Origin of the sequence: Rhodobacter sp. Har01 (assembly GCF_020564565.1) — a bacterium.
Classification (GTDB): domain Bacteria; phylum Pseudomonadota; class Alphaproteobacteria; order Rhodobacterales; family Rhodobacteraceae; genus Pseudogemmobacter.
This window is the reverse complement of the sequence record NZ_JAJCTD010000005.1, coordinates 270,226-294,851: the sequence shown is the minus strand read 5'-3', so window position 1 is coordinate 294,851 and position 24,626 is coordinate 270,226. Positions and strand designations below refer to the sequence as shown.

Sequence of the window (24,626 nt, the reverse complement as noted above, 5' to 3'; positions counted from 1 at the left end):
GCCCCGCTAGCTGATGGAGAAGCACATGACCCTTTCAAGACGCGAAGCGCTCTGGCTGGCCCTGTCGGGGCTGGCCGTGGCGATGCCCGGTGCCAGCCTTGCCGCCACCGTCGAAGAACTGACCTCCGCCTTCACCGGTGGCGCCGCTGCCGGCACCGGCGGCATCACCCTGACCACGCCCGAGATCGCCGAGAACGGCAATACCGTGCCGGTCGAGGTGGATGCGCCGGGTGCCGTGGCGATCATGCTGCTGGCCTCGGGCAACCCCGAGCCGGCGGTTGCCACCTTCACCTTCGGCCCCGCGGCGGGCAGCCAGCGCGCCGCCACCCGCATCCGCCTGGCCAAGACCCAGGATGTGATCGCCATGGCCAGGATGGCCGATGGCTCGATCGTCCAGGCGCAGGCCACCGTCAAGGTCACCATCGGCGGCTGCGGCGGCTGAGGTCAGGAAACAGGAGAGAACCCATGGCAGATGATGCAAAACCCCGCGTGAAGGTGCCGAAGTCGGCCGCCGCCGGCGAAGTCGTCACCATCAAGGCGCTGATCAGCCACAAGATGGAATCCGGCCAGCGCAAGGATGCCGAAGGCAACCTGATCCCGCGCTCGATCATCAACCGCTTCACCTGCGAGTTGAACGGCGTGAACGTGGTGGACGTGGCGATCGACCCGGCCGTGTCGACCAACCCCTACTTCGAATTCGACGCGCGTGTCGACGCGGCGGGCGAGTTCAAGTTCACCTGGTATGACGACGACGGCTCGGTCTACGAAGACACCAAGCCGATCGAAGTCGCCTGAGCGGACATGGCAGAGGGAGGGAACGGCATGCACCGCAGCGTCACATCCTGGGCCGTTCTGGCCCTTGGCCTTGCCCTTTCGGGCGCGGCTTCCGCCGATCCGGTCGACGACAAGCTGGTGGTCGAAACCGATGACGGCGCCATCGAGTTCGTCACCAGCGCCCCGGCGCCCGACCACATCAAGGACAAGATGGCGGTCATCTACTCGGGCTGGCTGTATCGCGAGGACGAGACCCGCGATCTGCAGCGCGACGACTTCGACAATCCCGGCATGGTCTTCGTGGACCGTGGCCTGGACACCTGGAACAAGGCCCTGGGCAAGAACGGCGAAAGCTGCATGGGCTGCCACCAGGGGCCGGAAACCATGGCGGGCCTGCGCGCGGTGACGCCGCGGGTGGACGAAAAGACCGGCGCGCTGATGACGGTCGAGAACTACATCGACCTGTGCGTGACCGAACGGATGGGTCTCGAAGCCTGGGGTTGGACCGGCGACAAGATGAAGGACATCGTGGCGCTGATCTCGATGCAGTCGCGCGGCATGGCGGTCAACGTCGCCATCGACGGGGCGGCGGCACCGTTCTGGGAAAAGGGCAAGGAAATCTACTACACCCGCTACGGCCAGCTCGAAATGGCCTGCGCCTCGTGCCATGAGCAGTATCAGGGCAAGATGATCCGCGCCGACCACCTGAGCCAGGGCCAGATCAACGGCTTCCCGGCCTACCGGCTCAAGGATTCGGGCATCCTGACGGCGCAGCAGCGCTTTGTCGGCTGCGTCCGCGACACCCGCGCCGAAACCTTCAAGCCCAACTCGGACGAGTTCAAGGCGCTGGAGCTTTACGTTGCCTCGCGCGGAAATGGCCTGACGGTCGAGGGCGTCTCGGTCCGTCACTAGGCCCCCTGCGGCCGCCGTCCTCCCCGGTGGCCGCAGCTTCGTCCTTTCCCAACCCCGCTGCGCCGGCGCGTCCGGTCGCCCTGTCCCGCTTTGCCAAGGAGACCCGGATGATCACCCGGCGCGAATTCCTGCAGGCCTCGCTTGCCGCCTCGGCCATCGTCGGCGCCTCGGGCTTCGGCACCTGGTCGCGGCTGGCGGCCCAGCAGGCCCTGACGCAAGATCAACTGCTGCAGTTCGACGATTTCGGCAATCTCACGCTGATCCACATTACCGACCTGCATGCGCAACTGAAACCGGTCTGGTTCCGCGAGCCGGAATGGAACATCGGCGTCGGCGCGGCGAAGGGCGTGCCGCCGCATGTCGTCGGCCGCGCCTTCCTTGACATGTTCGGCATCGCCCCCGGCAGCCCCGAAGCCTATGCCCTGACGCATGAGGATTTCGCCGCCCTTGGTCGCGCCTATGGCAAGATGGGCGGCCTTGACCGGGTGGCGACCGTGGTCAAGTCGATCCGCGCCGCCCGGCCCGACAGCATTCTGCTGGACGGCGGCGACACCTGGCACGGCTCGATGACCAGCCTGCTGACCCGCGGTCAGGACATGGTGAACGCCATGAACCTGCTGGGGGTTCAGGCGATGACCAGCCACTGGGAATGGACCCTTGGCACCGAACGGGTGAAGGAAATCGTCGAGACGCTGCCGTTCCCCTTCCTTGGCGCCAACATCTTCGATGCCGAATGGGACGAGCCCGCCTTCGAACCCTACAAGATCTTCGAAACCGCCGGCCTGCGCGTCGCCGTCATCGGCCAGGCCTTCCCCTACATGCCGATCGCCAACCCGAAATGGATGTTTCCCGAATATTCGTTCGGTATCCGTGAAGAGCGCATGCAGGAACTGGTGGACGAGGTCCGCGCCGACGGCGTCGATCTGGTGGTCTGCCTGTCGCACAACGGCTTTGACGTTGACCGCAAGATGGTGTCGCGCGTCACCGGCATCGACGTGATCCTGACCGGCCACACCCACGACGCGGTGCCCGAACCGGTGATCATCGGCGATACCATCCTGATCGCCAGCGGCTCGAACGGCAAGTTCGTCAGCCGGCTGGACCTCGACGTCCGCGACGGGCGGATGATGGGCTTCCGCCACAAGCTGATCCCGATCTTCGCCGACGTCATCACGCCCGACCCCGAAATGTCGGCCCTGATCGACGCCGAGCGCGCGCCCTTCAAGGCGCAACTGGAAGAGCAGATCGGCAGCACCGAAAGCCTGCTTTACCGCCGCGGCAACTTCCAGGGCACCTGGGATGACCTGATATGCAACGCCGTCCGCAGCGAGCGTGATGCCCAGATCGCCCTGTCGCCCGGCGTGCGCTGGGGGCCGTCGCTGCTGCCCGGCGACGCCATCACCCGCGAAGACATCCACAACGTCACCTCGATGACCTACGGCCAGGTCTACCGGTCCGAAATGACCGGCGAGATGCTCAAGACCATCCTCGAAGACGTCGCCGACAACATCTTCAACACCGACCCCTACTATCAGCAGGGCGGCGACATGGTGCGCGTCGGCGGCATGGGCTTTGCCTGCGACGTGTCGCAGCCGATCGGCAACCGCATCTCCGAGATGACGCTGTCCGGCACCGGCGAGGCGATCGACGCGGCGAAGTCCTACACCGTCGCCGGCTGGGCCTCGGTCAACGAGGGCACCGAAGGCCCGCAGATCTGGGACGTGGTCGAAGCCCATGTCCGCAAGCTGGGCACCGTCCGGCTTGACCCGAACACCTCGGTCCGCGTGACCGGGATATGAAACCGAAGGAGCGTTCGTAAATGTCCGACGACCCGCAGACCGGACCCTCCCGCCGCGCCTTTCTGCGGCACTCGGCGCTGGCCGGGGCGGGGCTGGTGGCCGGCGCCAGCGTGGCCCGCGCCGCCGACCCCGACCCGCTGATCACCGAAGTGCAGCCCTGGGCCTCGGCCTTCGGCGACCCGGTGGATGCCACGCCCTACGGGATGCCGATCGAATTCGAATCCCATGTCGTGCGCCGCAACGTCGAATGGCTGACCGAAAGCACCGCCTCGTCGATCAACTTCACGCCGATCCACGCGCTTGAAGGCACCATCACCCCGCAGGGCTGCGCTTTCGAACGGCACCACTCGGGCGCCATCGAACTGTCAAAACCCGACTACCGGCTGATGATCAACGGCCTGGTGGAAACGCCGCTGGTCTTCACCTACGAAGACCTGACCCGGTTTCCCCGCCACGTCCTGACCGCCTTCTGCGAATGCGCGGCCAATGGCGGCATGGAATGGGGCGGGGCGCAGCTTGAGGGCTGCCAGTTCACCCAGGGCATGATCCACAACATGGAATACACCGGGGTCATGCTGCGCGACCTTCTGGCCGAGGCGGGGGTGAAACCCGAAGGCAAGTGGATCTATGCCGAAGGCGCCGACGCATCCTCGAACGGCCGCTCGATGCCGCTGGAAAAGGCGCTGGACGACGTCATGGTCGCCTTCTTCGCCAATGGCGAGGCGCTGCGCAAGGAACATGGCTACCCGGTCCGGCTGGTCGTGCCGGGCTTCGAAGGCAACATGTGGATCAAGTGGTTGCGCCGCATCGGGGTCTATGATCAGGCGGTGGAAAGCCGCGAGGAGACCTCGAAATACACCGACCTGATGCCGGACGGCCGGGCGCGGAAATGGACCTGGATCATGGACGCAAAGTCGGTGATCACCTCGCCCAGCCCGCAGGCCCCCATCCGCCACGGCGCCGGGCCGCTGGTCATCACCGGCCTGGCCTGGAGCGGCCTTGGCAAGGTGACCGCCGTGGATGTCTCGATTGACGGCGGCAACACCTGGGTTCCGGCGCGGCTGTCGGGCGAGGTCAAGGCCAAGGCGCTGACCCGGTTCCATTTCGACCTGAACTGGGATGGGTCAGAGATGTTCCTGATGTCCCGCTGCACCGACGAGACCGGCTATGTCCAGCCCACCAAGGACGCGCTCCGCGCCATTCGCGGCGTGAACAACGTTTACCACAACAACGCCATCCAGACCTGGTGGGTCAAGCCGGATGGGGAGGTCGAGAATGTCGAGATCGCGTGACCTTCTGCTGGCCTCGGTCGCTGCGGCCTGCCTTGCGGGCCCCGCGCTGGCCGACAAGCTGGGCCTTGGCCGGCCCGCCCTGCCCGAGGAAGTCGCCGCCTGGGACCTGGCCGTTCTGCCCGACGGCACCGGCCTGCCGGAAGGCAGCGGCGACGTGCTGACCGGCGAAGAGGTGTTTGCCGAGAAATGCGCCACCTGCCACGGCGAGTTTGCCGAAGGCCTGGATGCCTGGCCGGTGCTGGCCGGGGGGGCGGGCACGCTGACCGACGCGCGGCCGGTCAAGACCATCGGCAGCTACTGGCCGCATCTCTCGACCGTCTTCGACTACGTCCACCGCTCGATGCCCTTCGGCTCGGCGCAGACGGTGACCACCGACGAGACCTATGCCATCGCGGCCTTCCTGCTGTATTCCAATGGCCTGGTCGAAGACGACTTCGAGCTTTCGAAAGAGAATTTCACCACCGTCACCCTGCCCAACGCCGATGGCTTCTACCCCGACGACCGGGCACAAAGCGAATACCCGCTGTTCACGGTGCAGCCCTGCATGGAAAGCTGCCGCTCCGCGCCGCCGCAGGTGACCAAGCGCGCCATCGAGTTGAACGTCACGCCCGAAGACCCCGACGGCCGGCCGGCGGGTTCGCTGCCGCTGGTCACGGCCGCCGCCCCGGCTGCCCCGGCCGAGGCTTCGTCCGCGCCGCCCGCCGCCGGCGCAGACCAGGCGCTGGTCGCGGCCGGAGAAAAGGTGTTCAAGGTCTGCTCGGCCTGCCACAGACTTGGCGAGGGGGCCAAGAACTCGACCGGGCCGGTGCTGAACGGCGTGATCGGCCGCACCGCCGGAACCGGCGAAGGCTTCAAGTATTCCAAACCGATGGCCGAGAAGGGCGCGGCCGGTCTGGTCTGGGATGCCGCCACCATCGACGCCTATCTGGCCGATCCCAAGGGCTATATCCCCAAGAACAAGATGTCCTTCGCGGGCCTGAAGAAACCCGAAGACCGTGCGGCGGTCATCGCCTATCTCGCCACCTTCGGCGGATAGCCGATGCGCCGGGCCGCGATCCTTGCAACGCTTGCCGGGCTGGCGGCCGGACTGGCCCCGGCTCTGGCCCCGGCTCCGGCCCCGGCCGAGGCAATCGGCGATGCCGAACGCGGCGCGACCCTGTTCCAGCGCCAGTGCAGTGCCTGCCACCAGATCGGGGCCCAGGCGCAGAACCGCGTCGGCCCGCGGCTGACCGGCCTCTTCGGCCGCCGCGCCGCAAGCGTTCCGGATTACGCCTATTCCAGGTCGATGGCCCGCATGGGCGCCGACGGGCTGACCTGGACGCTGGAAACCCTGGACCCCTACATCGAGAACCCCAAGGCGCTGGTCTCGGGCACCCGCATGGCCTACAGGGGCATGGCGGACCCCGAGGCCCGCGCGGCCCTGCTGGCCTTCCTGCGCGAATGGTCCGACAAGCCGCAGAACATCCCCGAGGCCGAACCCACCGCCCGCAAGACCGACCCCGACCTGTCGCCCACCGTGCTGGCCATCGAGGGCGACCCGGAATACGGCGAATACCTCTCGTCCGAATGCCAGACCTGCCACCAGCGCGACGGCAGCGACCAGGGCATCCCCTCGATCACCCAATGGCCGGTCGAGGATTTCGTCATCGCCATGCACGCCTACAAGCAGAAGCTGCGGCCGCATCCGGTGATGCAGATGATGGCCGGCCGCCTGACCGAAGAAGAGATCGCGGCACTGGCGGCCTATTTCGCCACACTCGACTGAAGCCCACGCGCGCAGAGCCAACTGCGCCGCCCAACCCTACATCCCGGAGGAGCCCCCGCATGACCCTGAACAGACGGCATTTCATCGCCACCGGCCTTGCCACTGGCGCATTTCTCGCGGCCCCCACGGTCTGGGGCCAGGCCAAGGCCAAGGTGGTGGTCATCGGCGGCGGGGCAGGGGGCGCCACCTGCGCCCGCTACATCGCCAAGGACAGCGAGGGCGCGGTCGAGGTGACGCTCATCGACGCCAACCCGATCTACACCACCTGCTTCTTTTCCAACCTCTACATCGGCGGCTTCCGCGAATTCGAAAGCCTGCAGCACGGCTATGACAAGCTGGCCGGCGCCGGCATCACCGTGATCAACGACATGGCCACCGCGGTGGACCGCGCCGCCAGGACCGTCACCCTGGCCGGCGGCCAGGTGCTGCCCTATGACCGGTTGGTGCTGTCGCCCGGCATCGACTTCAAGGACGGCTCGGTTCCCGGCTGGTCGCTGGACGCCGCCGAGATCATGCCGCATGCCTACAAGGCCGGCCCGCAGACCCAGCTGCTGAAGAAGATGGTCGAGGAAATGCCGCAAGGCGGCACCTTCGCCATGGTCGCGCCGCCCAACCCCTACCGCTGCCCGCCCGGGCCTTACGAACGCATCTCCATGGTCGCCCATGTGCTCAAGGCGACGAACCCCACCGCCAAGATCCTGATCCTGGACCCCAAGGACAAGTTCTCGAAGCAGCCGCTGTTCGAGGAAGGCTGGGGCAAGCACTACGACGGCATGGTCGAATGGGTCGGCCCCGACTTCGGCGGCGGCGCGGTCGAGGTGCGCCCCGACACGATGGAGGTCGTGGTCGAGGGCGAGGCGCAGAAGGTCGATGTCTGCAACGTCATTCCCGGCCAGGTCGCCGGCAAGATCGCGGCCCTCGCCGGGGTGACCGATGACAGCGGCTGGGCGCCGGTGCATCCCGACAGCATGAAGGCCAAGGCCGATGAAAACATCTGGGTGCTGGGCGATGCCGCCGCCCAGGGCGACATGCCGAAATCCGCCTTCTCGGCCAATTCGCAGGCCAAGGTCGCCGCAATGGCGATCCGGGGCGAACTGACCGGCTCCAAGGTCTTTCCGGCCAAGTACACCAACACCTGCTGGTCGCTGATCGACACCGACGACGGCGTGAAGGTCGGCGCCTCGTATGAACCCACGCCGGAAAAGATCGCCTCGGTCGACAGCTTCATCTCGGCGACCGGCGAAGACGCCGCCCTGCGCAAGGCGACCTACGAGGAATCGCTCGGCTGGTATGCCGGGATCACCGCCGACATCTTCGGCTGACCTGCCGCCTGACCTGCGGGCGCCTCTCCGTGCGCCCGCAGCCTTCCCGGAAAGGCCCGGCCCATGCTGACCCGCCGCTTCCTTCTGACCGCCGCCGCCGCGGCCCTTGCCGCGCCCCGCCAGCTTTGGGCCGCCAGCACGCTGACTCTGGGCAGCGTGCAGATCGATACGCTGTCCGACGGCAGCCTTGTCCTGCCCGGCGACTTCATCCTGGGCGGCATGCCGCAGGACGAGATGCAGGCCATCGTCGCGAAATACGGCCTGCCGACCGACCGGCTGACGCCGCCCTGCAACGTCACCCTTCTGCGCGACGGCACCAATACGGTGCTGTTCGACGCAGGCTCCGGCCCCGATTTCCAGCCCACCGCCGGCAAGCTGCTCGAGGCGCTCTCCGCCCTTGACCTGACCCCAGAGGACGTGACCCATGTCCTCTTCACCCATGCCCACCCCGACCACCTCTGGGGCCTGCTGGACGACTTCGACGAACCCGTGTTCCCCAATGCCCAGCACATGATCGGCCAGGCCGAGTTCGACTACTGGACCAACCCCGATACCGTGGCCAGCATCGGTGAGGCGCGCACCACCTTTGCCGTCGGCGCCGCCCGCAGGCTGGCCGTCATTGCCGATAGCGTCCGCCTGCTGGCCGATGCCGAAGAACCGATTCCCGGCATCGCCGCCCGCCTGACGCCGGGCCACACCCCCGGCCACCTGGCCTTTGAGATTGCCGGCCCGACGCCGGCCATGGTTCTGGGCGATTGCATCGGCAACCATCACGTCGGTTTTGAGCGCCCCGACTGGGCCAGCGGCTCGGACCAGGACAAGAATCTGGCCGCCGCCACCCGCGTCGCGCTGCTGGACCGGCTGACGGCCGATCAGCACGCCATCATCGGCTACCACCTGCCCGGCGGCGGCATCGGCCGGGCCGAAAAGGCCGACACCGGCTATCGTTTCGTCGAGGATCTGTGATGCTGCGCCTGACCCTTGCCGCCTGCCTCATGTCCTCTGCGGCCTTCGCGTCTGAAGACATCCCCGACCAATATCCCGGCTCGGTCCTCTACTCGAAACCGGTTGAGGTGATCCCGCACGTCTTCTCCGCCATCGGCGCCACCGCGCCGCCCACCTATGAAAACGCCGGGCACAACAACAACCTGTCCTTCATCGTCACCGGTGACGGGGTGATTGTCGTGAACGGCGGCGCGTCGTGGAAATTGGCCGAGGCGATGCACGCCGAGATCCGCGCCGTCACCGACCAGCCGGTGAAACTGGTGGTGAACGAGAACGGCCAGGGCCATTCGATGCTGGGCAACAGCTACTGGGCGGCGCAGGGTGTGCCGATCCTTGCCCAGGAAGAGGCCGCCGCCGAATTCGCGGAAACCGGCGACCAGGCGCTGATCGCGCTGCGCGGCTACGCCCGCGAGAACGCCGAAGGCACCACCGTGGTGGCGCCGACCGAGACCTTCACCGACGAGAAGACCATCATCCTGGGCGAGGTCACCGTGCAGGTGCTGCACCTTGGCCCGGCCCATTCGCCCGGCGACACCCAGGTCTGGATTCCGCAGTGGTCGATGATGATCGCCGGCGACATCGCCTTTCACGAACGCATGCCGCCGATCTTCGAAGGCACCTGCACCTCCTGCTGGATCGAGACCTGGGAGACGAAGTTCGCGCCGCTGGCGCCGACCTATGTGATCCCGGGCCACGGCCACCCCACCAACCTGGCGCAGGTCACCCGCTACACCCGCGACTACGTGGCCGACCTGCGCGAAAAGATCGCCGCGCACATCGACGAAGGCGGCGATCTGGCGGGCGCCTATTACGTGGACCAGTCGCGCTGGCAGCACCTCGACACCTTCGAGGAACTGGCCACCAGGAACGCCGGCGTGGTGTTCTCCGAGATGGAGTTCGAGTGAGCCTGGTGCCCTGCGGCTGCGCCGAATCTTAAGATTCGGTTAAAGTCCGCGCGCAAGCCATTGGACTCGTTCAGCCGAGATGGTGTCCCATCATGGGACACCTCAAATCGGCGCCGGCACCCGCCCGCCTAGCTGGTCCACCATCCGGTCGGTGATGACCGCCCCGATCCACATGCAAAGAAGCGCCAGCCAGGCCGTCGCCACGAAGATCGACCCGCCGGTGACCCCCGCCCCAATCGCGCAGCCCCCCGCCAGCATGGCTCCGAACCCCATCAGCACCGCCCCGAACATCGACCGCCGCATCTGGCTTTCCCCGTCGAAGCCCTGGAACCGGAACTCGCGCCGCACCGCCGCCGCAAGAAAGGCCCCCAGGAACACCCCCGGCACCAGCCCGATGTCGAAATCCAGCACCGGGTTCTCGGTCAGGAAGAACATCAGCGTATTGGCCGACGGCCCCGAGAAGGTGGCCGAGGTCACGCTGACCGGCTCGAACGCCACCTGGCTGAGGCTGAAGGTCAGCACCCACCCCAGCGCGACGGCAAAGCCCACGCCCGAGGCGAAGACCACCGTCGACCAGGCAATCCGGTTGCGCACCACCAGCCAGAAGGCCGGCAGGGCGAAGGCCAGGCCGATCAGCAGGCCCGCCTCTTTGGGAAGCGAGATCATCGCCAGAAGGTCCACGTTCTGCCCGCCCGGCGTGACCCAAAGACCTGCCAGCCACCCGCGCAGCGGCGCCAGCCAGCCGTGCAGCGACATCTGCGCCACCACGGCGAAGATCAGGCCCGACACCACCGACCTTAGGTTGCCGGTCGCCGCCAGCACCAGAAGCCGCCCCGAGCAGCCGCGCGCCAGCACCATCCCCGCGCCGAACATCAGCCCGCCGATGGCCGCGCCCGACCAGGACCCGGCGACGGCCATCATGCGGGCATCTTCCGCCCGGAACAGGCCGAGCACCTGCGCGCCCTGCACCCAGATCAGTGCGGTCGAGAACGTCAGCAGCCAGACCGCAACCCGCGGCCCCATCCGGCCCCGGGCGAACTCAACCGTCGCCGCGCGCAGACAGAACGATGACCGCTGGGCCGCATACCCGAAGACGGCACCGGTCAGCAGCCCCATCAGGGCCGCAAGCTCGGCTTCGTCGAAGTGGTCCAGCAGCGGCAGCAGATCCATTCGCACCTCCCGCTGGTCCCGCGAAGGCAGTCGTCCGGCGCTGCGGTCAGGGTCGATGTGACCCGGGCGCGACGCTTTCCCCTGCGCTACGATCCCGAAAGACCAGCTTCTTTCCTGCATGAGATAGCATCTTCCAAGACGCAAGAGCAGGCTTTTTGCGATGCGCGGGGTCGCTGTGGCCAAAGACTGGGGCCCGTCTGGGCTGCCCCGGTTGCGCAAGGAAAGACCGGGGTCCTGGTTGCCGACCGCCGCGGGAAGCGCGCAGGTGCCAGTCCAGTCCCGCCCGCGGCTTCCGAAGCCGGCGAGGGGGGCAGGACCGCCGGCAGACCCATCCCCACCGGGTCTCGGCTGTCCGACACGCCCCCGGGCAAGGCGACGACCGCCCCCCGCCACGTGTCACCCGAGCCGGCGTTCCGGCGCTGAACGACCGGTGCCGGAGCCTGCGGATCACCCGACTGGGAACAGCGCTGCCGACCCTCGGGTGTGCTGGCCGGACATCCAGGCGCGCGGTGCCCGCAAGGGTAAAGGTTGCCGGGGCAGGGGCCAGGATGCAAAGCTTGGCGGTCTCTGCGCGGCGCAAAGACAGGCTTGCGGCAGAGATTGATGCCATGCCGTGGATCATGTCCGAACCGGATCCCCGGCTTGTCTTCGGACTGTCCGGTCCCACGCGGTGGCCCGGGCTGTCCCTGCCGGCGATCGCCTCGATCGGAAGCTCAGGTCGTGCGGCCGCCGCCACATCATCCGTCCAGGCGACGTCACATGCCCAGAAGCTGCGGCAGGAACAGGCTGATCGCGGGCACGTAGGTGACCAGCAAGAGAAAGAACAGCATCGTCAGCAGCCAGGGCCAGACCGCGATGGTCAGCTCGGTGATGCCCATCTTGGTGATGCCGCTGGCGACATAGAGGTTCAGGCCCACCGGCGGGTGGCACATGCCCACCTCCATGTTGACCACGATCATAATGCCGAAGTGCACCGGGTCGATGCCCAGCCGGATGGCCACCGGGAACAGGATCGGCGCCATGATCAGGACGATGGACGACGGCTCCATGAAGTTGCCGGCGGCCAGCAGCAGGATGTTGACGATGATCAGGAACATCCACCACGACAGGCCGGCATCCACCATCCACTGGCCCAGGGCCTGCGGAATGTTCTCATGCGCCAGCAGGAAGCTGAACAGCACCGCGTTGGTGATGATGTAGAGAAGCATCGCCGACATGTTGGCCGAGGCCAGCAGCACCCGCGGCACGTCGCGCAGGGTCAGGTCCTTGTAGACGAAGACCGAGATCACGAAGGCATAGACCGCGCTCATCGCCGCCGCCTCGGTGGGGGTGAAGATGCCGGCGTAGATGCCGCCGATGACGACGATGATCAGCAACAGGCCCCAGAGCGCCTCGCGGAAGGCCAGCCAGCGCTGGCGCAGGCTGGCGCGGGTCAGCCGCGGATAGCCGAACTTTCGGGCGCGGTACCAGGTGGTCAGGGCCAGGAACCCCGCCAGCATCAGCCCGGGCACCACGCCGGCCATGAACAATTCGCCCACCGATGCGGAATCGACCATCTCGCCATCGGGGCCCTGCACCTGCATGCCGCTGGTGGCGACCGCATACATCACCATCACGATGGACGGCGGGATCAGGATGCCCAGCGCGCCCGAAGTGGTGATGACCCCGGCGCCGAACTGCTTGGGGAAGCCTTGCGCCACCATCGCCGGCAGGATGACCGAGCCGATGGCGACCACCGTGGCGGGCGACGAGCCGGAGACGGCCGCGAACAGCGCACAGGCGATGACGCCGGCCAGGCCCAGCCCGCCGTGCCAGTGGCCGACCATGGCGGTGGCAAAGGCGATCATCCGCTTCGCCACCCCGCCATGGGTCAGGAAGTTGCCGGCCAGAATGAAGAACGGGATCGCCATGATCTCGAACTTTTCGATGCCGGTGAACAGCTTGAGCGCCACCGTGTCGATCGGCACTTCTGTCATGGTGAACAGGAAGGTCAGCACCGTCAGGCCAAGCGAGATGGAGATCGGCATCCCGGTCAGCATGAGGACGATGAGCAGCCCGAAGATGATCAGCGCGCTCATCTCAGTCTTCCTTCGGCTTCTCGGACAGGTCGCGCGGCGTCAGCGGGCTGGCCAGGAAGGCCTCGCCCAGATCGTCGATGCCCGCGTCTTCGTCCACGCCATCCACCTTGCCGTGGTCGTGGTGCGGCAATTCCCCGGTGCGGGCAAAGCCGACCGCCACTTGCAGAAAGCGGAAACACATCAGCGCCGACCCCAGCGGGATGGCCAGGTAGACCAGCCACATCGGCAGTTCCAGATCGGGCGAGGTGGCCGAGGCGTGATACATGTGCCAGACGAAGTTGGCGCCCAGCGTGGCGATGATGCCGGTGAACAGCGCCCCGGCGCCCAGGCCGAACAGGATGAAGAAGCGGCGCCTCGGGGCGTCCAGGCGGTTGATCAGCACGTCGATGCCGACATGGATGCCGGTGCGGACGCCATAGGCGGCGCCGAACTTGGCCATCCAGACGAAGAAGATGATGGTCAGTTCCTGCGCCCAGACCAGGTTGATGCTGCGCAGCGCGAAGTAGAACGACTTCGCCGCCGCCGAGGCATCGGGCATGTCATGCGCCTTGAACCAGCCGACGACATCGGCCGTCAGGCCCAGCGAATAGCGGTGGGTGACCGAGACGAAGATCAGCACCGTCGCCGCCGCGATCAGCGCGCCGATCAATATTTCCTCGGCCCGGTCCAGAAAGCGCAGCATGGCTGCCCCCATACGGCAGGAAAGGGGGGAAAGGGCGGCCCCGGATCAGGGGCCGCCCGGACGACCGGGGTCTATTGGCTGACCGCGGCCTTCACCGCGGCGATGGTCTCGGCGCCGATGCGTTCGGCCATTTCGTCATGCACCGGCTCAAGCGCGGCCACCCAGGCGGCGCGCTCTTCGTCGGTCAGGTCATGGAATTCGGTCGTGCCGGCATCCTTCATCGCCTGCAGCGCCTTGTCGTTCTCTTCCTTGGCGATGCCGTTGGCATAGGCGGTGGCCTCGACCATCGCCAGTTCCATCCCGGCGCGCACGTCGGCGGGCAGGCCGTCCCAGAACTGCTTGTTCACGATCACCGCATAGCCCAGGTAGCCGTGGTTCGACACCGTGGCGTGCGTCTGCACCTCGTTCATCTTCTGGGTGAACATGTTCGACGGCGGGTTTTCGGTGCCGTCCACCACGCCGGTCTGCAGCGCCTGGTAGACCTCGCTGAAGGCCATCACCTGCGGCACCGCGCCCAGCGCGTTCATCTCGGCTTCCAGCACCTTGGACGACTGGATGCGCATCTTCAGGCCCAGGAAATCGTCGGGCGTGTTCAGCGGGCTGTTGGCCGACATGATCTTGAAGCCGTTGTCCCAGTAGGCCAGGCCGGTGATGCCCTTCTCGGCCAGCTTGCCGAACAGCATCTTGCCCACCTCGCCCTCGGTCACCTTGTGCAGGGCCTCGTAGCTGGGGAAGATGAAGGGCAGGTCGAACACCTCGAAGTCCTGCACGCCCAGCGGGCCGAACTTGGCAAGGCTCGGCGCCAGCATCTGCACGGCGCCCAGTTGCAGCGCCTCAAGCTCTTCCTTGTCCTTGTACAGCTGGCTGTTGGGGTAGACTTCGACGTCCACCGCGCCGTTGGTGTATTTCTCGGCCAGTTCCTCGAACTTGGCGGCGCCCTTGCCCTTGGGCGTGTCGGGGGCGACGACGTGGCTGAACTTGATGACGATCGGCTCGGCCAGGGCCGGGGCGACAAGGGCAAGGCTCAGGGCAGAGGCGCCCGCAAGGGCAGCCAGGGTGCGACGGGTCAGCATGCGAATCTCCTCTGGTCTCCGCCCTCCTCGGCGGAATGTCCTTGTTTGCGCCCTTCGCCCGCCCCCGCGCAATTCCGGATATTCGCGCTGGACGACTTTGCCGCAGTGCGAGGCGCCGGGTTGCCGGGGGCCTTGGCCTGTTCCTGTGGCAGGGGGCCGCCTGTGCCGCAGGTGTCGAAGGCCTGGCCTGGAATGGCCGGCCCCCTGATCGGCGGGCGTCCGGGAGCATTCTCCAGGGGAGCCGCGCAAGCCGGCCTTCCGCCCCATACGGGCGTCAGGGCACTGGCCGCCCCTGCGACCACCGCTATATGATTGCACAAGCGGCGGAGACCCCATGCTGATCGTCACGGACGCCACCATTGCCAACCGCGGCGTCCTTGAGACCCGCAGCCTGCCGAAGAAGTTCCTCGGCCGGGTGTTGCTGGTGCCGCGCCGGGCGAGCCTTGGGGTCTGGCTGCGGCTTATGGTGGAAATGCAGCTGCTGCGCTACCTGGTGGCGCTCAGCCCTTTCGTGGTGATGCCCCTCCTGTCGCGCGACCTTGTGCTGCTGGTGATGCAGGCGCCGGCCCTGATGCTGGTCGTGGTCGCGCTGGTCGAGCTTAAGTTGCTGCGCCTGTCGAAAGCCGCCCGCGCCCGCACCGTGGGCGCGGATGAGGCCGCCCGGCGGCTGGACACGCTGGCCTTCCGCGCCCGTGCCTGCCTGCGCCGCATCGCCGCCCGCCAGAACCTGACCGAGGGCCAGTTGCGCCTTGTCGTCGAGCAGTCCGAACTGGCCCGGGTTCCGCCGCTGACCCTTGTTTCGGTGCAGACCGACACGCCGGAGCCGCGCCTTCTGTCGCTGGACGCGGCGGACCGTGCGGCCCTGCGGGACGGCCTGTTCGATGCCGGCTTCACCGAGCGCGATCTGCTGGCCGTCAACCACCGCGACGTCACCTACATCCGCGACATCGCGCAAGAGGCGCGCGCGGTTTCGGCCCATGCCCGGCTGGCCGCCTTCCTGGAAAAGAAAGCCGCATCATGAGCGTGAATGCCACCACCATCTCGGCCGGCGAGGCGCTGCGCGTGCTGCACGCCGGGTGGGAGGCGCAGCGCGCCGGCGGCATGACCGCAAGCTGGATGCTGCACGGCCGCCCCGGCGTCGGCAAGACCGAGGTTGTGCAGACCCTGGCCCGGCGCATCGGCGCCGAGCTGTACGATCTGCGCCTGACCACGATCGAGCCGCAGGATCTGCGCGGCCTGCCCTACTTTGACCACGCCACCGCCAAGACCGTCTGGTATCGCCCCGAAGACCTCCCCGATACCGAGGCCCCGGCGATCCTGTTCCTCGATGAATTGACCTCGGCCGCGCCGGCCTTGCAGCCCACCGTCTATGGCCTGTTGCAGGAACGCCGCGTCGGCCGCCACCGGCTGCCCGCCAACGTGCTGGTGGTGGCCGCCGGCAACCGGGTGGAAGACGGCGCCATCGCCTATGACATGGGCACCGCCCTCAGCGACCGGCTGATCCACATGGTGATGCAGGCCAACCCCGACGACTGGCTGAAGAATTACGCCGTGCCGGCGGGCATTCACCCCTCGGTCGCGGCCTTCATCCGCACCCGGCCCGACCTTCTGGAGACCACCGAAGACAGTCTGCGCCGCGGCCAGATGATCGCCTGCACCCCGCGCAGCTGGACCCGCGTCAGCCAGATCATGACTTGTATGTCCGACCGGGCGCTGCGGCAGGTGATGATCGCGGGCACGGTGGGTGCCGCTCCCGCCGCGGAATTCGCGCTGCTGGCCGACGAGATCGCGGCGACCGTGCAGATCGACGCACTGCTGGCCGCCCCGCGGGCAGACCGTGCAGCGCTGTATCCCCGCACGCTGCACGGGCTGACCGCGCTGGTCTATGGCCTGGTGGGGTCGGTCACCGAACAGACCCTTCCGCAGGCCATCGAGATCCTCGCCGACCTGCGCGGGTTGCCCGGCGCTCCGCCGGGCCTGCCGCTGGCCGACCTGGCCAGCTTCGGGTTCGAACTGCTGATCGGCCGCGCGCTGGACAAGGGCTGGCAAGAGGCCTTCGCCACTTCGGACGCCTATGCCGGATACGCCGCCGAGCGGCAGGCTGCCGGCCTGCCGTGACCGGCCCCTCTGCCCGCGCGGCCCGGGCGATTGCGCACCTGGGCGAGGTGGACGCCGCCCTTGCCGTGCTGGCGCTGTGGTGCCGCCACCGCGACGGCGACGGCCTGACCCGCACCGAGGGCGACACCATCACCTATGGCCCTGCTTTCGAGCGGCTGGCCCTGCCCGAACAGGTGGGCCTTGTCGCGCATCACGTCCTGCATGTGGCGCTGCGCCATTCGGCCCGGTCCGCGGCGCTGGCCGAACGCCTTGGCACGGCCTTCGACGCCGCCCTCTTCGGCCTGGCTGCCGACGGCATCATCAACGACACGCTGATCCTGGCCGGCCACGCCATCCCGCGCCCTGCCGTCACCCTGACCGACCTGCTGGAGCAGGCCGGGATACCCGAACCCAGCCCCGTTGCCGCGCTGGAACGCTGGGACGCCGACCGCCTGGCGATGGCCCTGCACAGCGACCCCAAGCGCGCCGAACGGCTGCGCGACTGGGGCAGGACGCGGGGCTTTGCGGTGGACCTGGCCGCCGGGGAACCACAGGACGAAGGCCGCGCGCAATCCGCCTCGGACTGGCGCAACCACATCCTCCGCGCGCTTGAGGCCGGGCGCAAGGCCGGCACCGGCATCGGCCGGCTGGGCGCGATCCTGGCCGACCTGGCCCCCGACAGCGTGCCGTGGGAGGTGCACCTGCGCGGCCTTCTGGCCCGCGCGCTGACCGAACGCCCGCACCTCAGCTGGCGCCGCCCCTCGGGCCGCTGGGTCGCCCGCATGGCCGAGGCCGAGCGCACCGGCGGCCCCGTCCCGGTGTTCGAACCGGGCCGGCAGCGGATGGACCACCGCCCCCGCATCGTGATCGGCCTCGACACCTCGTCATCGATCGACGCCCAGACGCTGCGGCTGTTCACCGCCGAGGCCGAGGCCATTGCCCGCCGCACCGGCGCCGAGGCGCATCTCTTGGCCTTCGACGAGGTGGTCTTCGCCGAAGAGCGGCTGGACCAGACCGGCTGGACTGGCCTGCGCGACGGGCAGCTCCGCACCGGCGGCGGCACCGATTTTCATGATCTGTTCCATAAGGCCGCAAAGCTGCGCCCCTCGCTTGCCGTGATCCTGACCGATCTCGACGCGCCCTTGCCCCCCGCACCGGGGTTTCCCCTGCTTTGGGCGGTGCCGCGCGCGGGGACCGATCCGCCCTATGGCCGGGTGCTTCGCATCGGCGATGCCCAGGGATGCGCGTGAGCCGACCGCCGCGGCATTCGGCCAATCGGATGTTCGGCTGCGGCCCGATCTTCGGGCAGCGTCCGGACCGCACGCGATCATGCCATTCTCCGGCGGGCAGCGGGCAGGCCGCGGTTTCGGCGTGGCGCAGGGGATCGGCGGGGTCCGTCCGGCCGCCCGGGATGGACGGGTTTTCGGCGCTGCGCTAGCGTCGCGGCGTCGGCCCGGGCCGGGCTGCGGAAAGGTCGGGTTCGCCGGTGCAGCGCCAAGGTCCATCACCCCCCGCCAGCTGCGCTGCCAACCGGCCCGACATGCCGGACCGGTCGGCGCGCCGGGTCTGTGCGCTGGTGCTGGGTCTGGCGGTCCTGGCCCATGCCCCGGCGCTTTGGGGCGGCTTTGTCTATGACGACTTCAACGATGTCGTGCGGAACCCCTCGGCGCAGGCCGGGCAGTTCTTCCAGCGCCTGCCGCAGATGGCGCGGCCGCTGCTCAAGGCCAGCTACGCCCTGCAGGATGCGCTGCACGGGCCAAACCCCTTCGGCTTTCACGCGGTCAATCTGGCGCTGCACCTGGTGGCAACCGCCCTGGTCCTGGCGCTGGTCCGGCGGGCCGCCACCCTGGCCGGAACGCCCGAGCTCGCCGCGCTGCGCCTGGCTGCGCTGACGGCCGCGCTCTGGGCCGTGCATCCGGCTTCGGCTGAAACCGTCAGCTACGTCTCGGGCCGCTCTGCCGGACTGTCGGGGGTTCTGTCGCTTGCCGCGCTCTGGGCGGCGACCGGCCCGCGCCCCTGGCCCGTTGCGGCCTTCCTGTCTGCGGCCCTGGCGCCGCTGGCCCGCGAGACGGCGCTGATCGTGCCGCTGTTGCTGCTGGCCTGGCAGCTGTGCCTGCCGGCGCCCGGCGGCCTGCGCCGCGCCGTACCGGTCTGGCTGGGGGCGCTGGCCGCAGCCCTGCTGCTGGCGGCCTTGCCGCGTCACCAAGACCTGGTCGCCTTCAGCCTGACCCTGCGCGACCCGGCCGACGCGCTGCGCGGCAACCTTTTCGCGGTGACCGAGATGCTGCGGCTCTGGTTTCAGCCCTGGCGGATCAGCGCGGTGCCGGCGCAGCCGGTGATCTACGGCTGGACCGACCTTCCGACGCTGCTGCGGCTGGCGGCACTGGCCGGGGCGGCACTGGCCGCGCTGCGCCTGCGCCGCCGCGCGCCTCTGGTGGCGCTGGCAGTCCTGTGGACGCTGCTTGCCCTGGCCCCCGCGAACAGCCTGATCTGGCGGCTGGACCCGGTGGCCGTGCGGCCGCTGTATCTGGCCGGCATCGGTCTCGCGTTGCTTGTTGCCTGTGCGCTGGTCCGCGTCCGGGCCGGGCCCGTTCTGGGGGCCATGCTGGCGGCTGCCCTTGCCCTGGGCCTTGCCGCGATGACGTTTCAGCGCGCAGGCCTTTACGCCGACGCGGTGGCGCTGTTCGCCGATGCGGCGGCCAAGACCCCCGGCGAGGCGCGGCCGCTGGTCCTGCTGGGTCTGGTGCAGGCCAATGCCGGCGACGCTGCCGCCGCGCGCGCCACGCTGCGCCGCGCGCTGGCGCTTGACCCGGCGAACGCCGAGGCGCGGAACGCCCTTCGGCTGCTTGAGGCGGGGCCGCCGATTTACAGCCCTCTCACCCCATGATAGCGTTCCATCTGATCTTCGGGTCCAGCGCGGAGCGGGTCGCATGTCCTTTGTTCGTCGCGCGCTTCTGCTGCTGGCCGTTGCGGCCGTCGTCGCCGCATCCCCGTTGCGAGCCCAGGATCTGACCGACAAGCAGCCCTCCTACACGCGCATCGCCGCCAAATGCGGGGAAGACCCGGCACGGCCCAGCTTCTCTGCTGCCGATTACGCCAAGGCCATGGCCGACGCCGCCAAGGCGATCAAGTCGGCCGGCAAGGAAGGCAATCGCGCCCGCAAGGCCGCGATCACCGAGTCGGTGGCCCGGTTGAAGGAGTGCATGGAGGAGGAGACCCGCAAGTTCACCCTGCCGCCGATGCGCGACTGCCGCGATTTCCTGAACGCCTACAGCGCCTTTTCGGCCCGCGCCGCCAGTCTGATCAAGGCCGGCAAGATCTCCGAGGCCGATCGCGCGCGCGTGCGCGAGATGTTCCGCAAGCCGGCGATGGACTGCGTGCATGACATGATGACCAAGTGCATCAACCCGAACAAGACCGGCGACGTCGATTTCGTCATCGCGGTCATGGAGGCGGCGTCGGTCTTCGGCTTCATCGGCTCTTACGCCAGCCAGACCGGGACGGAGCGCTTCCTGACCACCACCAACCCCGGCTTCGTGCGGATGACCTTCTGCACCGACACCGATTACGCCTGCAAGGGCAACCGCGCGGCCTGCAATCGCCGGATCATCGCCATCAAGGCCATCATGCAGACCTACATGGACAAATGACAGCGATGCGCGCCGTCCTCTGCGGTCTTGCCGTCGCGGCGGGTCTGGCCGGCGCCGGCCCGGCGCAGGACCTTGATGTCGAGGCCGAGGCAGCGGCGATGCTGGCCCTGGTGGCCGACGAGGCGCGGCAGGTCTGCGCCGACGCGCCGCAGTCGGGCGCCTGCGGCCTGGCCCGGGGCCGCGCGGTGGCGATCGTCGCCAACGCCATCGCCGAAGCCGGGCAGACCCGCGACCGCGGGGCCTTCATCGAGCTCGTGCGCGCCTATCTGGCCTCTGAGGCGCCCGAACTGCGGTCGGCCGCGGCCTATGCGCTGGCGAAGATGGCGCCCGACCGGACCGACACGCCACGGCTGGTCGGACTGCTGCGCGACCGCGTGTCGGCGGTGCGCGACGGCGCCTGGGCGGCCGCGGCGGCCTCGTCCGATCCGCAGGCACGGCTGGCGGCCGACCGCTTTCCCGAACGGCCGGGCGGGGCCTCGCTGAGCCCCGACCCTGCGCCCTTCGATCCGGCCACCCTGGGCCTGACGCTGCCCGAAGCCGCTGAATATGCCTGGCTTTCCGCCGCGGCGCGGAAACAGGGCGAGCTGCAATTCCTGTCCGACGCCCGCCCCGAGACGCTGGTCGCTGGGTTCGCGGCACAGGCTGGCCAGGACGCCCTGACGCTGGATGCGGCCCGGACCGCCTGGCCCGAGGCGGCAGCGACCCTTGCCGGCTACAGCCGCGCGCCGCTGTTCGCCAGCGTGCAAGTGGTGCCGGTGTTCGGCGCGGACGCGGCGGACAAGCCGCCGGAGCTGTTCGCCCTGGTCTACCTTGACCGTCTGTTCGGCGGCACCGGCTTTGCCCTGGTCTACCCCGATGGGCGCAATCTGCTGCCAAAGCCCGCCCCGCCCGCTGCCGAAATCGCCACCGAAATCGCCGCTGCGCTGCCCCCGCTTGACCCGCAGGCCTTTGACGCCGCGCTTCTGGCCAAGGCCGCCGTCCAGCCCGCGGCACCGGCCGAAGAGACCGATCTCATCCTGGCCATCCGGGCCGCGGGCGGAGTCGGGGCGCAGGACTATCTCGATCTGTTTCCCGACGGCGCCTATGCCGCCGATGCGCGCGCGATGGTCGCCGGCCCGCGGCTTGAGCTTGAGGCCACCCGGATTGCGGAAACCGCGCCGGTAACGGCCCGCCTGGTGAACCTGCCCGCCGGCACCACGGGCCGCCTGACGGTGCAGGATGCAAGTACCGGCGGGTTCATCGCCTCGGCCTGGGTGGACGATGCCGCCAAGGGCCCGGTGACGATCGACATCGCCGGCCGCGCGGTGCCCGGCGTCTATCAGGTCCGCGCCGAGGTGCAGCCGCCGGAGGCCGCCGATCCGGTGGTGCTCTGGCACGATTTCTCGGTCGAGCTGGCGCTGGCCACGCTTCGCGTGGACAAGACCGTCTTCGCGCCGGGCGAGACGATCCAGGTGCATTTCTCGGGCCTGTCGGGCAGCGATCAGGACTATGTCTGCACGGCCGCTGCCGGTGCGTCGAATGCGCACTACCTGGCCTATTCCTACGCCGGTGGCGCGCGCGAAGGCACGCTGACGCTGGCCGCGCCCTCGACGCCGGGCGCCTACGAGTTGCGGGCGTTCTTCGACGAGGATGAGACGGTGCTGCGGGCCAGCCTGCCGATCACCGTCGCCGGAACCCCGGCCGTGACCCCGGTCCCGGAAACGCCCGTCCCGCCCGCCGGTGGCCCCGCCGACAGTGCTCGGGCGACGCTGGTGCTGGACCAGACCACCTACGCCCCCGGCGCGACGATCACCGTCACCTATTCCGGCATGTTCGGCGACGCCTCGGACTATCTCTGCACCACCGAGGCCGGGTCATCGAACGGGCGCTACCTGACCTACAAGTACACCGAGGCCGCGCGCCAGGGCACGTTGACCCTGGTCGCGCCCGCCGCCCCCGGCGCCTACGAAGTGCGCGCCTTCTTCCGCGAGGACGAGGCCATCCTGCGCGGCAGCGTGCCCTTCACCGTCGAGTGACGCACACACCGGCGCGAAGCGACCCGTCCTGTATCAGCGGGTGGGGTCGTCGCCCCGGGGCAGCGATGCGCTGGCGGAAGGGTCATGCCCCGCCCCCTGCAGTCCGGCAAGGCAGGCAGGCGACATGCCACGTCGGACCCTTGCGGCCGGCATCGGGCCGACCGAAGCCGCACCCGCGCGGCCGACCGGATGCGCCGCGCCTGCAGCCGGCCTTTTGCGTTGCGCAACAATACCGGGAACAGCGCCTCGCCGCCCGGCTCTTGCCCCCGGGGCTTGTCTTGCAGCGCCGCAAGCAAGACCTGCTGCTGCCCCCCGCACAGGCCAGCCGCCGCCCGGCCCCGTCGCAACGGCAAGCCCCCCCGGCACCCGGCCAGCGGAGGGGCTGAGGATTCGTCTTTGGCCCGGCAGGACAACGACGTTGCCATTCTGGCCAGGCCGATGATGGCAAGACGAACCTCCGGGACCAGAGACGCTCTCGACACGGCATCGGGGCTGCGTCTGACGCGACACAGCGGCCATAGGGTGTGATCTTGCGGCCCGATCCGCACCCAGCCCGAAAAGGTGATCTCCCGCCGCGCCAAAGCGAAAGTGCGGAACATGCCTCACCGCTATCGGCGCAACCAGAACCCCGTGCCTCGGTCTCCGACACCCACACCCGACCGCCCCAGGAGGCAAGCCTTCCCGAGCAGTCTGGACTTGATCGAGGAACATCTCTGCGACACCAGCCAGACGGCCACAGACCCCAGCCCAGGCAACCAGCCTCGGTCAGAAAAGCTGCGCCTGGTTCATCCATTGACCCATCAAGGCAGGGCCCTGACCACCGACATCCGGCGATTCAGGCAATGACTGCAGGAAAATGGCGGAGGGGATTGGTCTGATGTCGGACCTTCTCCAGCTGTGGATCATCGAATCCCGGCACCTGCAAACGGGGTGTGAACGGCAGGTGTTCAGGGTGTCGACGACAGCAGGCACTGGTGACAGAGCGTTGCCGTCAGGTGATTGATCTCGGGGTTGGCCTTGAAGTCCCCAAATCAGGTGCGATCGGGCAGTCGGGTGGCGCCCGGCGCGCCGGCAGCCGCGGTTCCTCTGACAGCATCCCTCCAACCGGCCAACGGCTTGCGCCGCATCCCCTTCATTTGTCGTCGGTTCAGAACAGCTCCATCGCCGGGCCGTCGTCCTGGCTTGCCTGGTGCAGCGCGGCGGCTTGAACCTGGCGCTGTGCGGCCATGACGTATCCGGCCGCGATGTCTTCGACGATCAGGCGAGGCAGGGCGGCGGCCTCGGCCGAGGCGACCAGGCTGGCCAGGTCAAGAGCGCCAATCGCATCGGCCATCCTGGCGATTGTCTCCAGCATCTGCCGGACCATATCCTGACGTTGCACCTCGATCATCAGCCCGGTCAGTCCGGCCCCGGTCGCTTCGGTGAAGGCGGCGACGCGGGCGCGCAGCGCAGCCTCGCCCTGCAGGCCGTCCAGGTCGGCGCGCAGGAGATCGAGATCGGCCAGCAGATCCGAAGCCCCCTGCAGCCAGTGCGTCGTCACCTCGTCGCACAGGGTCGCCACCGACAGGCTCTGGCCACGCAGCACCCGGGCGTAGTCGCCGATGGCACTGGCGAAGGCTGCGCTGACGGGGGCGGGAACAGCCGCCTTGGCCCCGATCCCCGGGCCGTCTCGAAGCTGGGTCATGTCTGGATGCCTTCCCATGCGCAGCGGATCAGGCCAGGACCTGACGCAGCACGTCGAACAGCTTTTCCGGCGCCACCGGCTTGACCAGCCACCCTGTTGCCCCGGCCGCCTTGGCCCGATCGCGCTGGACCTGGCCGCTTTCGGTGGTCAGCACCAGGATCGGGATGAACCGGCAGGGCGGCAGGCGGCGGGCGGCGGTGATGAAGGCGATGCCGTCCATGCCGGGCATGTTCAGGTCGGTGATCACCATGTCGGGGCGATAGCCGCCGTTCAGCCGGGTCAGCGCCAGCTCCGGCGCGGTGCAGGCCTCGACCGCATAGCCGCCGCGTTCCAGCACCTGGCGCATCGAGGCCAGGACGGTGGCGCTGTCGTCGACAAGCAGGATGTTCTTCATGGTCTAACC

At 68.6% G+C, this 24,626-nt stretch carries 22 protein-coding genes; 16 read left to right on the top strand and 6 right to left on the bottom strand.

Features of this window, described 5'->3' with window-relative positions:
• Positions 1 to 25: 25 nt before the first annotated feature.
• The 10 genes from soxY (at position 26) to LHP98_RS14265 (ending at position 9,774) form a co-directional block, all read left to right on the top strand.
• Positions 26 to 442 carry a thiosulfate oxidation carrier protein SoxY gene (gene soxY / locus LHP98_RS14310; RefSeq protein WP_227253219.1) on the top strand — a complete coding sequence of 139 codons (417 nt, stop codon included), beginning with the start codon at positions 26 to 28 and terminating at the stop codon, positions 440 to 442.
• Positions 443 to 465: 23 nt separating this feature from the next.
• Positions 466 to 795, top strand: coding sequence for a thiosulfate oxidation carrier complex protein SoxZ (soxZ, locus tag LHP98_RS14305; protein WP_227253218.1), 330 nt, complete (start codon positions 466 to 468; stop codon positions 793 to 795).
• Positions 796 to 822: 27 nt separating this feature from the next.
• The gene (gene soxA / locus LHP98_RS14300; protein WP_227253217.1) at positions 823 to 1,686 is read left to right on the top strand and encodes a sulfur oxidation c-type cytochrome SoxA; all 864 of its coding nucleotides are present in this window, start codon (positions 823 to 825) and stop codon (positions 1,684 to 1,686) included.
• Positions 1,687 to 1,793: 107 nt separating this feature from the next.
• Positions 1,794 to 3,485 carry a thiosulfohydrolase SoxB gene (gene soxB / locus LHP98_RS14295; RefSeq protein ID WP_227253216.1) on the top strand — a complete coding sequence of 564 codons (1,692 nt, stop codon included), beginning with the start codon at positions 1,794 to 1,796 and terminating at the stop codon, positions 3,483 to 3,485.
• A gap of 20 nt (positions 3,486 to 3,505) precedes the next feature.
• Positions 3,506 to 4,777: a sulfite dehydrogenase gene (gene soxC / locus LHP98_RS14290; RefSeq protein WP_227253215.1), complete on the top strand. Its 1,272-nt coding sequence runs from the start codon at positions 3,506 to 3,508 to the stop codon at positions 4,775 to 4,777.
• Positions 4,761 to 5,813 carry a c-type cytochrome gene (locus LHP98_RS14285; protein WP_227253214.1) on the top strand — a complete coding sequence of 351 codons (1,053 nt, stop codon included), beginning with the start codon at positions 4,761 to 4,763 and terminating at the stop codon, positions 5,811 to 5,813. The genes soxC and LHP98_RS14285 overlap by 17 nt, the downstream gene beginning before the upstream one ends.
• 3 nt (positions 5,814 to 5,816) lie before the next feature.
• On the top strand, positions 5,817 to 6,542 hold the full coding sequence (locus LHP98_RS14280; protein ID WP_227253213.1) for a c-type cytochrome: 726 nt from the start codon (positions 5,817 to 5,819) through the stop codon (positions 6,540 to 6,542).
• Positions 6,543 to 6,601: 59 nt separating this feature from the next.
• On the top strand, positions 6,602 to 7,864 hold the full coding sequence (locus tag LHP98_RS14275) for an NAD(P)/FAD-dependent oxidoreductase (protein ID WP_227253212.1): 1,263 nt from the start codon (positions 6,602 to 6,604) through the stop codon (positions 7,862 to 7,864).
• Positions 7,865 to 7,927: 63 nt separating this feature from the next.
• A complete protein-coding gene (locus tag LHP98_RS14270) occupies positions 7,928 to 8,830 on the top strand; it encodes an MBL fold metallo-hydrolase (RefSeq protein WP_227253211.1) in 903 nt (300 codons plus the stop codon).
• A complete protein-coding gene (locus tag LHP98_RS14265; RefSeq protein WP_227253210.1) occupies positions 8,830 to 9,774 on the top strand; it encodes an MBL fold metallo-hydrolase in 945 nt (314 codons plus the stop codon). Before LHP98_RS14270 ends, LHP98_RS14265 begins: the two co-directional genes overlap by 1 nt.
• Positions 9,775 to 9,876: 102 nt before the next feature.
• On the opposite strand, the gene LHP98_RS14260 is transcribed toward LHP98_RS14265, so the two are convergent.
• The 4 genes from LHP98_RS14260 to LHP98_RS14245 all read right to left on the bottom strand — a co-directional run bounded on the left by LHP98_RS14260 (position 9,877) and on the right by LHP98_RS14245 (position 14,777).
• Positions 9,877 to 10,944, bottom strand: coding sequence for a YeeE/YedE family protein (locus LHP98_RS14260; protein ID WP_227253209.1), 1,068 nt, complete (start codon positions 10,942 to 10,944; stop codon positions 9,877 to 9,879).
• Positions 10,945 to 11,699: 755 nt separating this feature from the next.
• Entirely contained in the window at positions 11,700 to 13,022 is a 1,323-nt protein-coding gene (locus LHP98_RS14255; protein ID WP_227253208.1) for a TRAP transporter large permease, read from the bottom strand.
• A gap of 1 nt (position 13,023) precedes the next feature.
• The gene (locus LHP98_RS14250) at positions 13,024 to 13,704 is read right to left on the bottom strand and encodes a TRAP transporter small permease (protein WP_227253207.1); all 681 of its coding nucleotides are present in this window, start codon (positions 13,702 to 13,704) and stop codon (positions 13,024 to 13,026) included.
• A gap of 71 nt (positions 13,705 to 13,775) precedes the next feature.
• On the bottom strand, positions 13,776 to 14,777 hold the full coding sequence (locus LHP98_RS14245) for a TRAP transporter substrate-binding protein (RefSeq protein WP_227253206.1): 1,002 nt from the start codon (positions 14,775 to 14,777) through the stop codon (positions 13,776 to 13,778).
• 334 nt (positions 14,778 to 15,111) lie between these two features.
• Here LHP98_RS14245 and LHP98_RS14240 point away from each other — a divergent pair, with 334 nt between their 5' ends.
• The 6 genes from LHP98_RS14240 to LHP98_RS14215 all read left to right on the top strand — a co-directional run bounded on the left by LHP98_RS14240 (position 15,112) and on the right by LHP98_RS14215 (position 22,539).
• The gene (locus LHP98_RS14240) at positions 15,112 to 15,798 is read left to right on the top strand and encodes a hypothetical protein (RefSeq protein ID WP_227253205.1); all 687 of its coding nucleotides are present in this window, start codon (positions 15,112 to 15,114) and stop codon (positions 15,796 to 15,798) included.
• Positions 15,795 to 16,895 (top strand): AAA family ATPase, encoded by a 1,101-nt coding sequence (locus tag LHP98_RS14235; RefSeq protein WP_227253204.1) that lies wholly within the window; start codon positions 15,795 to 15,797, stop codon positions 16,893 to 16,895. The genes LHP98_RS14240 and LHP98_RS14235 overlap by 4 nt, the downstream gene beginning before the upstream one ends.
• A complete protein-coding gene (locus LHP98_RS14230; RefSeq protein ID WP_227253203.1) occupies positions 16,892 to 18,124 on the top strand; it encodes a DUF2201 family putative metallopeptidase in 1,233 nt (410 codons plus the stop codon). Before LHP98_RS14235 ends, LHP98_RS14230 begins: the two co-directional genes overlap by 4 nt.
• A gap of 290 nt (positions 18,125 to 18,414) precedes the next feature.
• On the top strand, positions 18,415 to 19,761 hold the full coding sequence (locus tag LHP98_RS14225) for a hypothetical protein (RefSeq protein ID WP_227253202.1): 1,347 nt from the start codon (positions 18,415 to 18,417) through the stop codon (positions 19,759 to 19,761).
• A 43-nt stretch (positions 19,762 to 19,804) separates the two neighbouring features.
• Positions 19,805 to 20,524, top strand: a complete 720-nt coding sequence (locus LHP98_RS14220; RefSeq protein WP_227253201.1) for a hypothetical protein — start codon at positions 19,805 to 19,807, stop codon at positions 20,522 to 20,524.
• Positions 20,525 to 20,529: 5 nt separating this feature from the next.
• The gene (locus LHP98_RS14215; protein WP_227253200.1) at positions 20,530 to 22,539 is read left to right on the top strand and encodes a hypothetical protein; all 2,010 of its coding nucleotides are present in this window, start codon (positions 20,530 to 20,532) and stop codon (positions 22,537 to 22,539) included.
• 1,147 nt (positions 22,540 to 23,686) lie between these two features.
• On the opposite strand, the gene LHP98_RS14210 is transcribed toward LHP98_RS14215, so the two are convergent.
• Together LHP98_RS14210 and LHP98_RS14205 are read right to left on the bottom strand one after the other, a co-directional pair.
• The gene (locus tag LHP98_RS14210) at positions 23,687 to 24,223 is read right to left on the bottom strand and encodes a hypothetical protein (protein WP_227253199.1); all 537 of its coding nucleotides are present in this window, start codon (positions 24,221 to 24,223) and stop codon (positions 23,687 to 23,689) included.
• A gap of 28 nt (positions 24,224 to 24,251) precedes the next feature.
• The gene (locus tag LHP98_RS14205; protein ID WP_227253198.1) at positions 24,252 to 24,617 is read right to left on the bottom strand and encodes a response regulator; all 366 of its coding nucleotides are present in this window, start codon (positions 24,615 to 24,617) and stop codon (positions 24,252 to 24,254) included.
• Positions 24,618 to 24,626 lie beyond the last annotated feature (9 nt).

What these genes read in the sequence shown, in the direction of transcription:
- LHP98_RS14280 (WP_227253213.1), top strand. Translation starts at nt 5,817, where the DNA reads ATGCGCCGGGCCGCGATCCTTGCAACGCTTGCCGGGCTGGCGGCCGGA.
- LHP98_RS14220 (WP_227253201.1), top strand. Translation starts at nt 19,805, where the DNA reads ATGTCCTTTGTTCGTCGCGCGCTTCTGCTGCTGGCCGTTGCGGCCGTC.
- LHP98_RS14255 (WP_227253208.1), bottom strand. Translation starts at nt 13,022, where the DNA reads ATGAGCGCGCTGATCATCTTCGGGCTGCTCATCGTCCTCATGCTGACC.
- soxB (WP_227253216.1), top strand. Translation starts at nt 1,794, where the DNA reads ATGATCACCCGGCGCGAATTCCTGCAGGCCTCGCTTGCCGCCTCGGCC.
- LHP98_RS14215 (WP_227253200.1), top strand. Translation starts at nt 20,530, where the DNA reads ATGCGCGCCGTCCTCTGCGGTCTTGCCGTCGCGGCGGGTCTGGCCGGC.
- soxZ (WP_227253218.1), top strand. Translation starts at nt 466, where the DNA reads ATGGCAGATGATGCAAAACCCCGCGTGAAGGTGCCGAAGTCGGCCGCC.
- LHP98_RS14250 (WP_227253207.1), bottom strand. Translation starts at nt 13,704, where the DNA reads ATGCTGCGCTTTCTGGACCGGGCCGAGGAAATATTGATCGGCGCGCTG.
- LHP98_RS14205 (WP_227253198.1), bottom strand. Translation starts at nt 24,617, where the DNA reads ATGAAGAACATCCTGCTTGTCGACGACAGCGCCACCGTCCTGGCCTCG.
- LHP98_RS14235 (WP_227253204.1), top strand. Translation starts at nt 15,795, where the DNA reads ATGAGCGTGAATGCCACCACCATCTCGGCCGGCGAGGCGCTGCGCGTG.
- LHP98_RS14240 (WP_227253205.1), top strand. Translation starts at nt 15,112, where the DNA reads ATGCTGATCGTCACGGACGCCACCATTGCCAACCGCGGCGTCCTTGAG.
- LHP98_RS14285 (WP_227253214.1), top strand. Translation starts at nt 4,761, where the DNA reads ATGTCGAGATCGCGTGACCTTCTGCTGGCCTCGGTCGCTGCGGCCTGC.
- LHP98_RS14265 (WP_227253210.1), top strand. Translation starts at nt 8,830, where the DNA reads ATGCTGCGCCTGACCCTTGCCGCCTGCCTCATGTCCTCTGCGGCCTTC.
- soxC (WP_227253215.1), top strand. Translation starts at nt 3,506, where the DNA reads ATGTCCGACGACCCGCAGACCGGACCCTCCCGCCGCGCCTTTCTGCGG.
- soxY (WP_227253219.1), top strand. Translation starts at nt 26, where the DNA reads ATGACCCTTTCAAGACGCGAAGCGCTCTGGCTGGCCCTGTCGGGGCTG.
- LHP98_RS14245 (WP_227253206.1), bottom strand. Translation starts at nt 14,777, where the DNA reads ATGCTGACCCGTCGCACCCTGGCTGCCCTTGCGGGCGCCTCTGCCCTG.
- LHP98_RS14270 (WP_227253211.1), top strand. Translation starts at nt 7,928, where the DNA reads ATGCTGACCCGCCGCTTCCTTCTGACCGCCGCCGCCGCGGCCCTTGCC.
- LHP98_RS14210 (WP_227253199.1), bottom strand. Translation starts at nt 24,223, where the DNA reads ATGACCCAGCTTCGAGACGGCCCGGGGATCGGGGCCAAGGCGGCTGTT.
- LHP98_RS14260 (WP_227253209.1), bottom strand. Translation starts at nt 10,944, where the DNA reads ATGGATCTGCTGCCGCTGCTGGACCACTTCGACGAAGCCGAGCTTGCG.
- soxA (WP_227253217.1), top strand. Translation starts at nt 823, where the DNA reads ATGCACCGCAGCGTCACATCCTGGGCCGTTCTGGCCCTTGGCCTTGCC.
- LHP98_RS14225 (WP_227253202.1), top strand. Translation starts at nt 18,415, where the DNA reads ATGCCGGACCGGTCGGCGCGCCGGGTCTGTGCGCTGGTGCTGGGTCTG.
- LHP98_RS14275 (WP_227253212.1), top strand. Translation starts at nt 6,602, where the DNA reads ATGACCCTGAACAGACGGCATTTCATCGCCACCGGCCTTGCCACTGGC.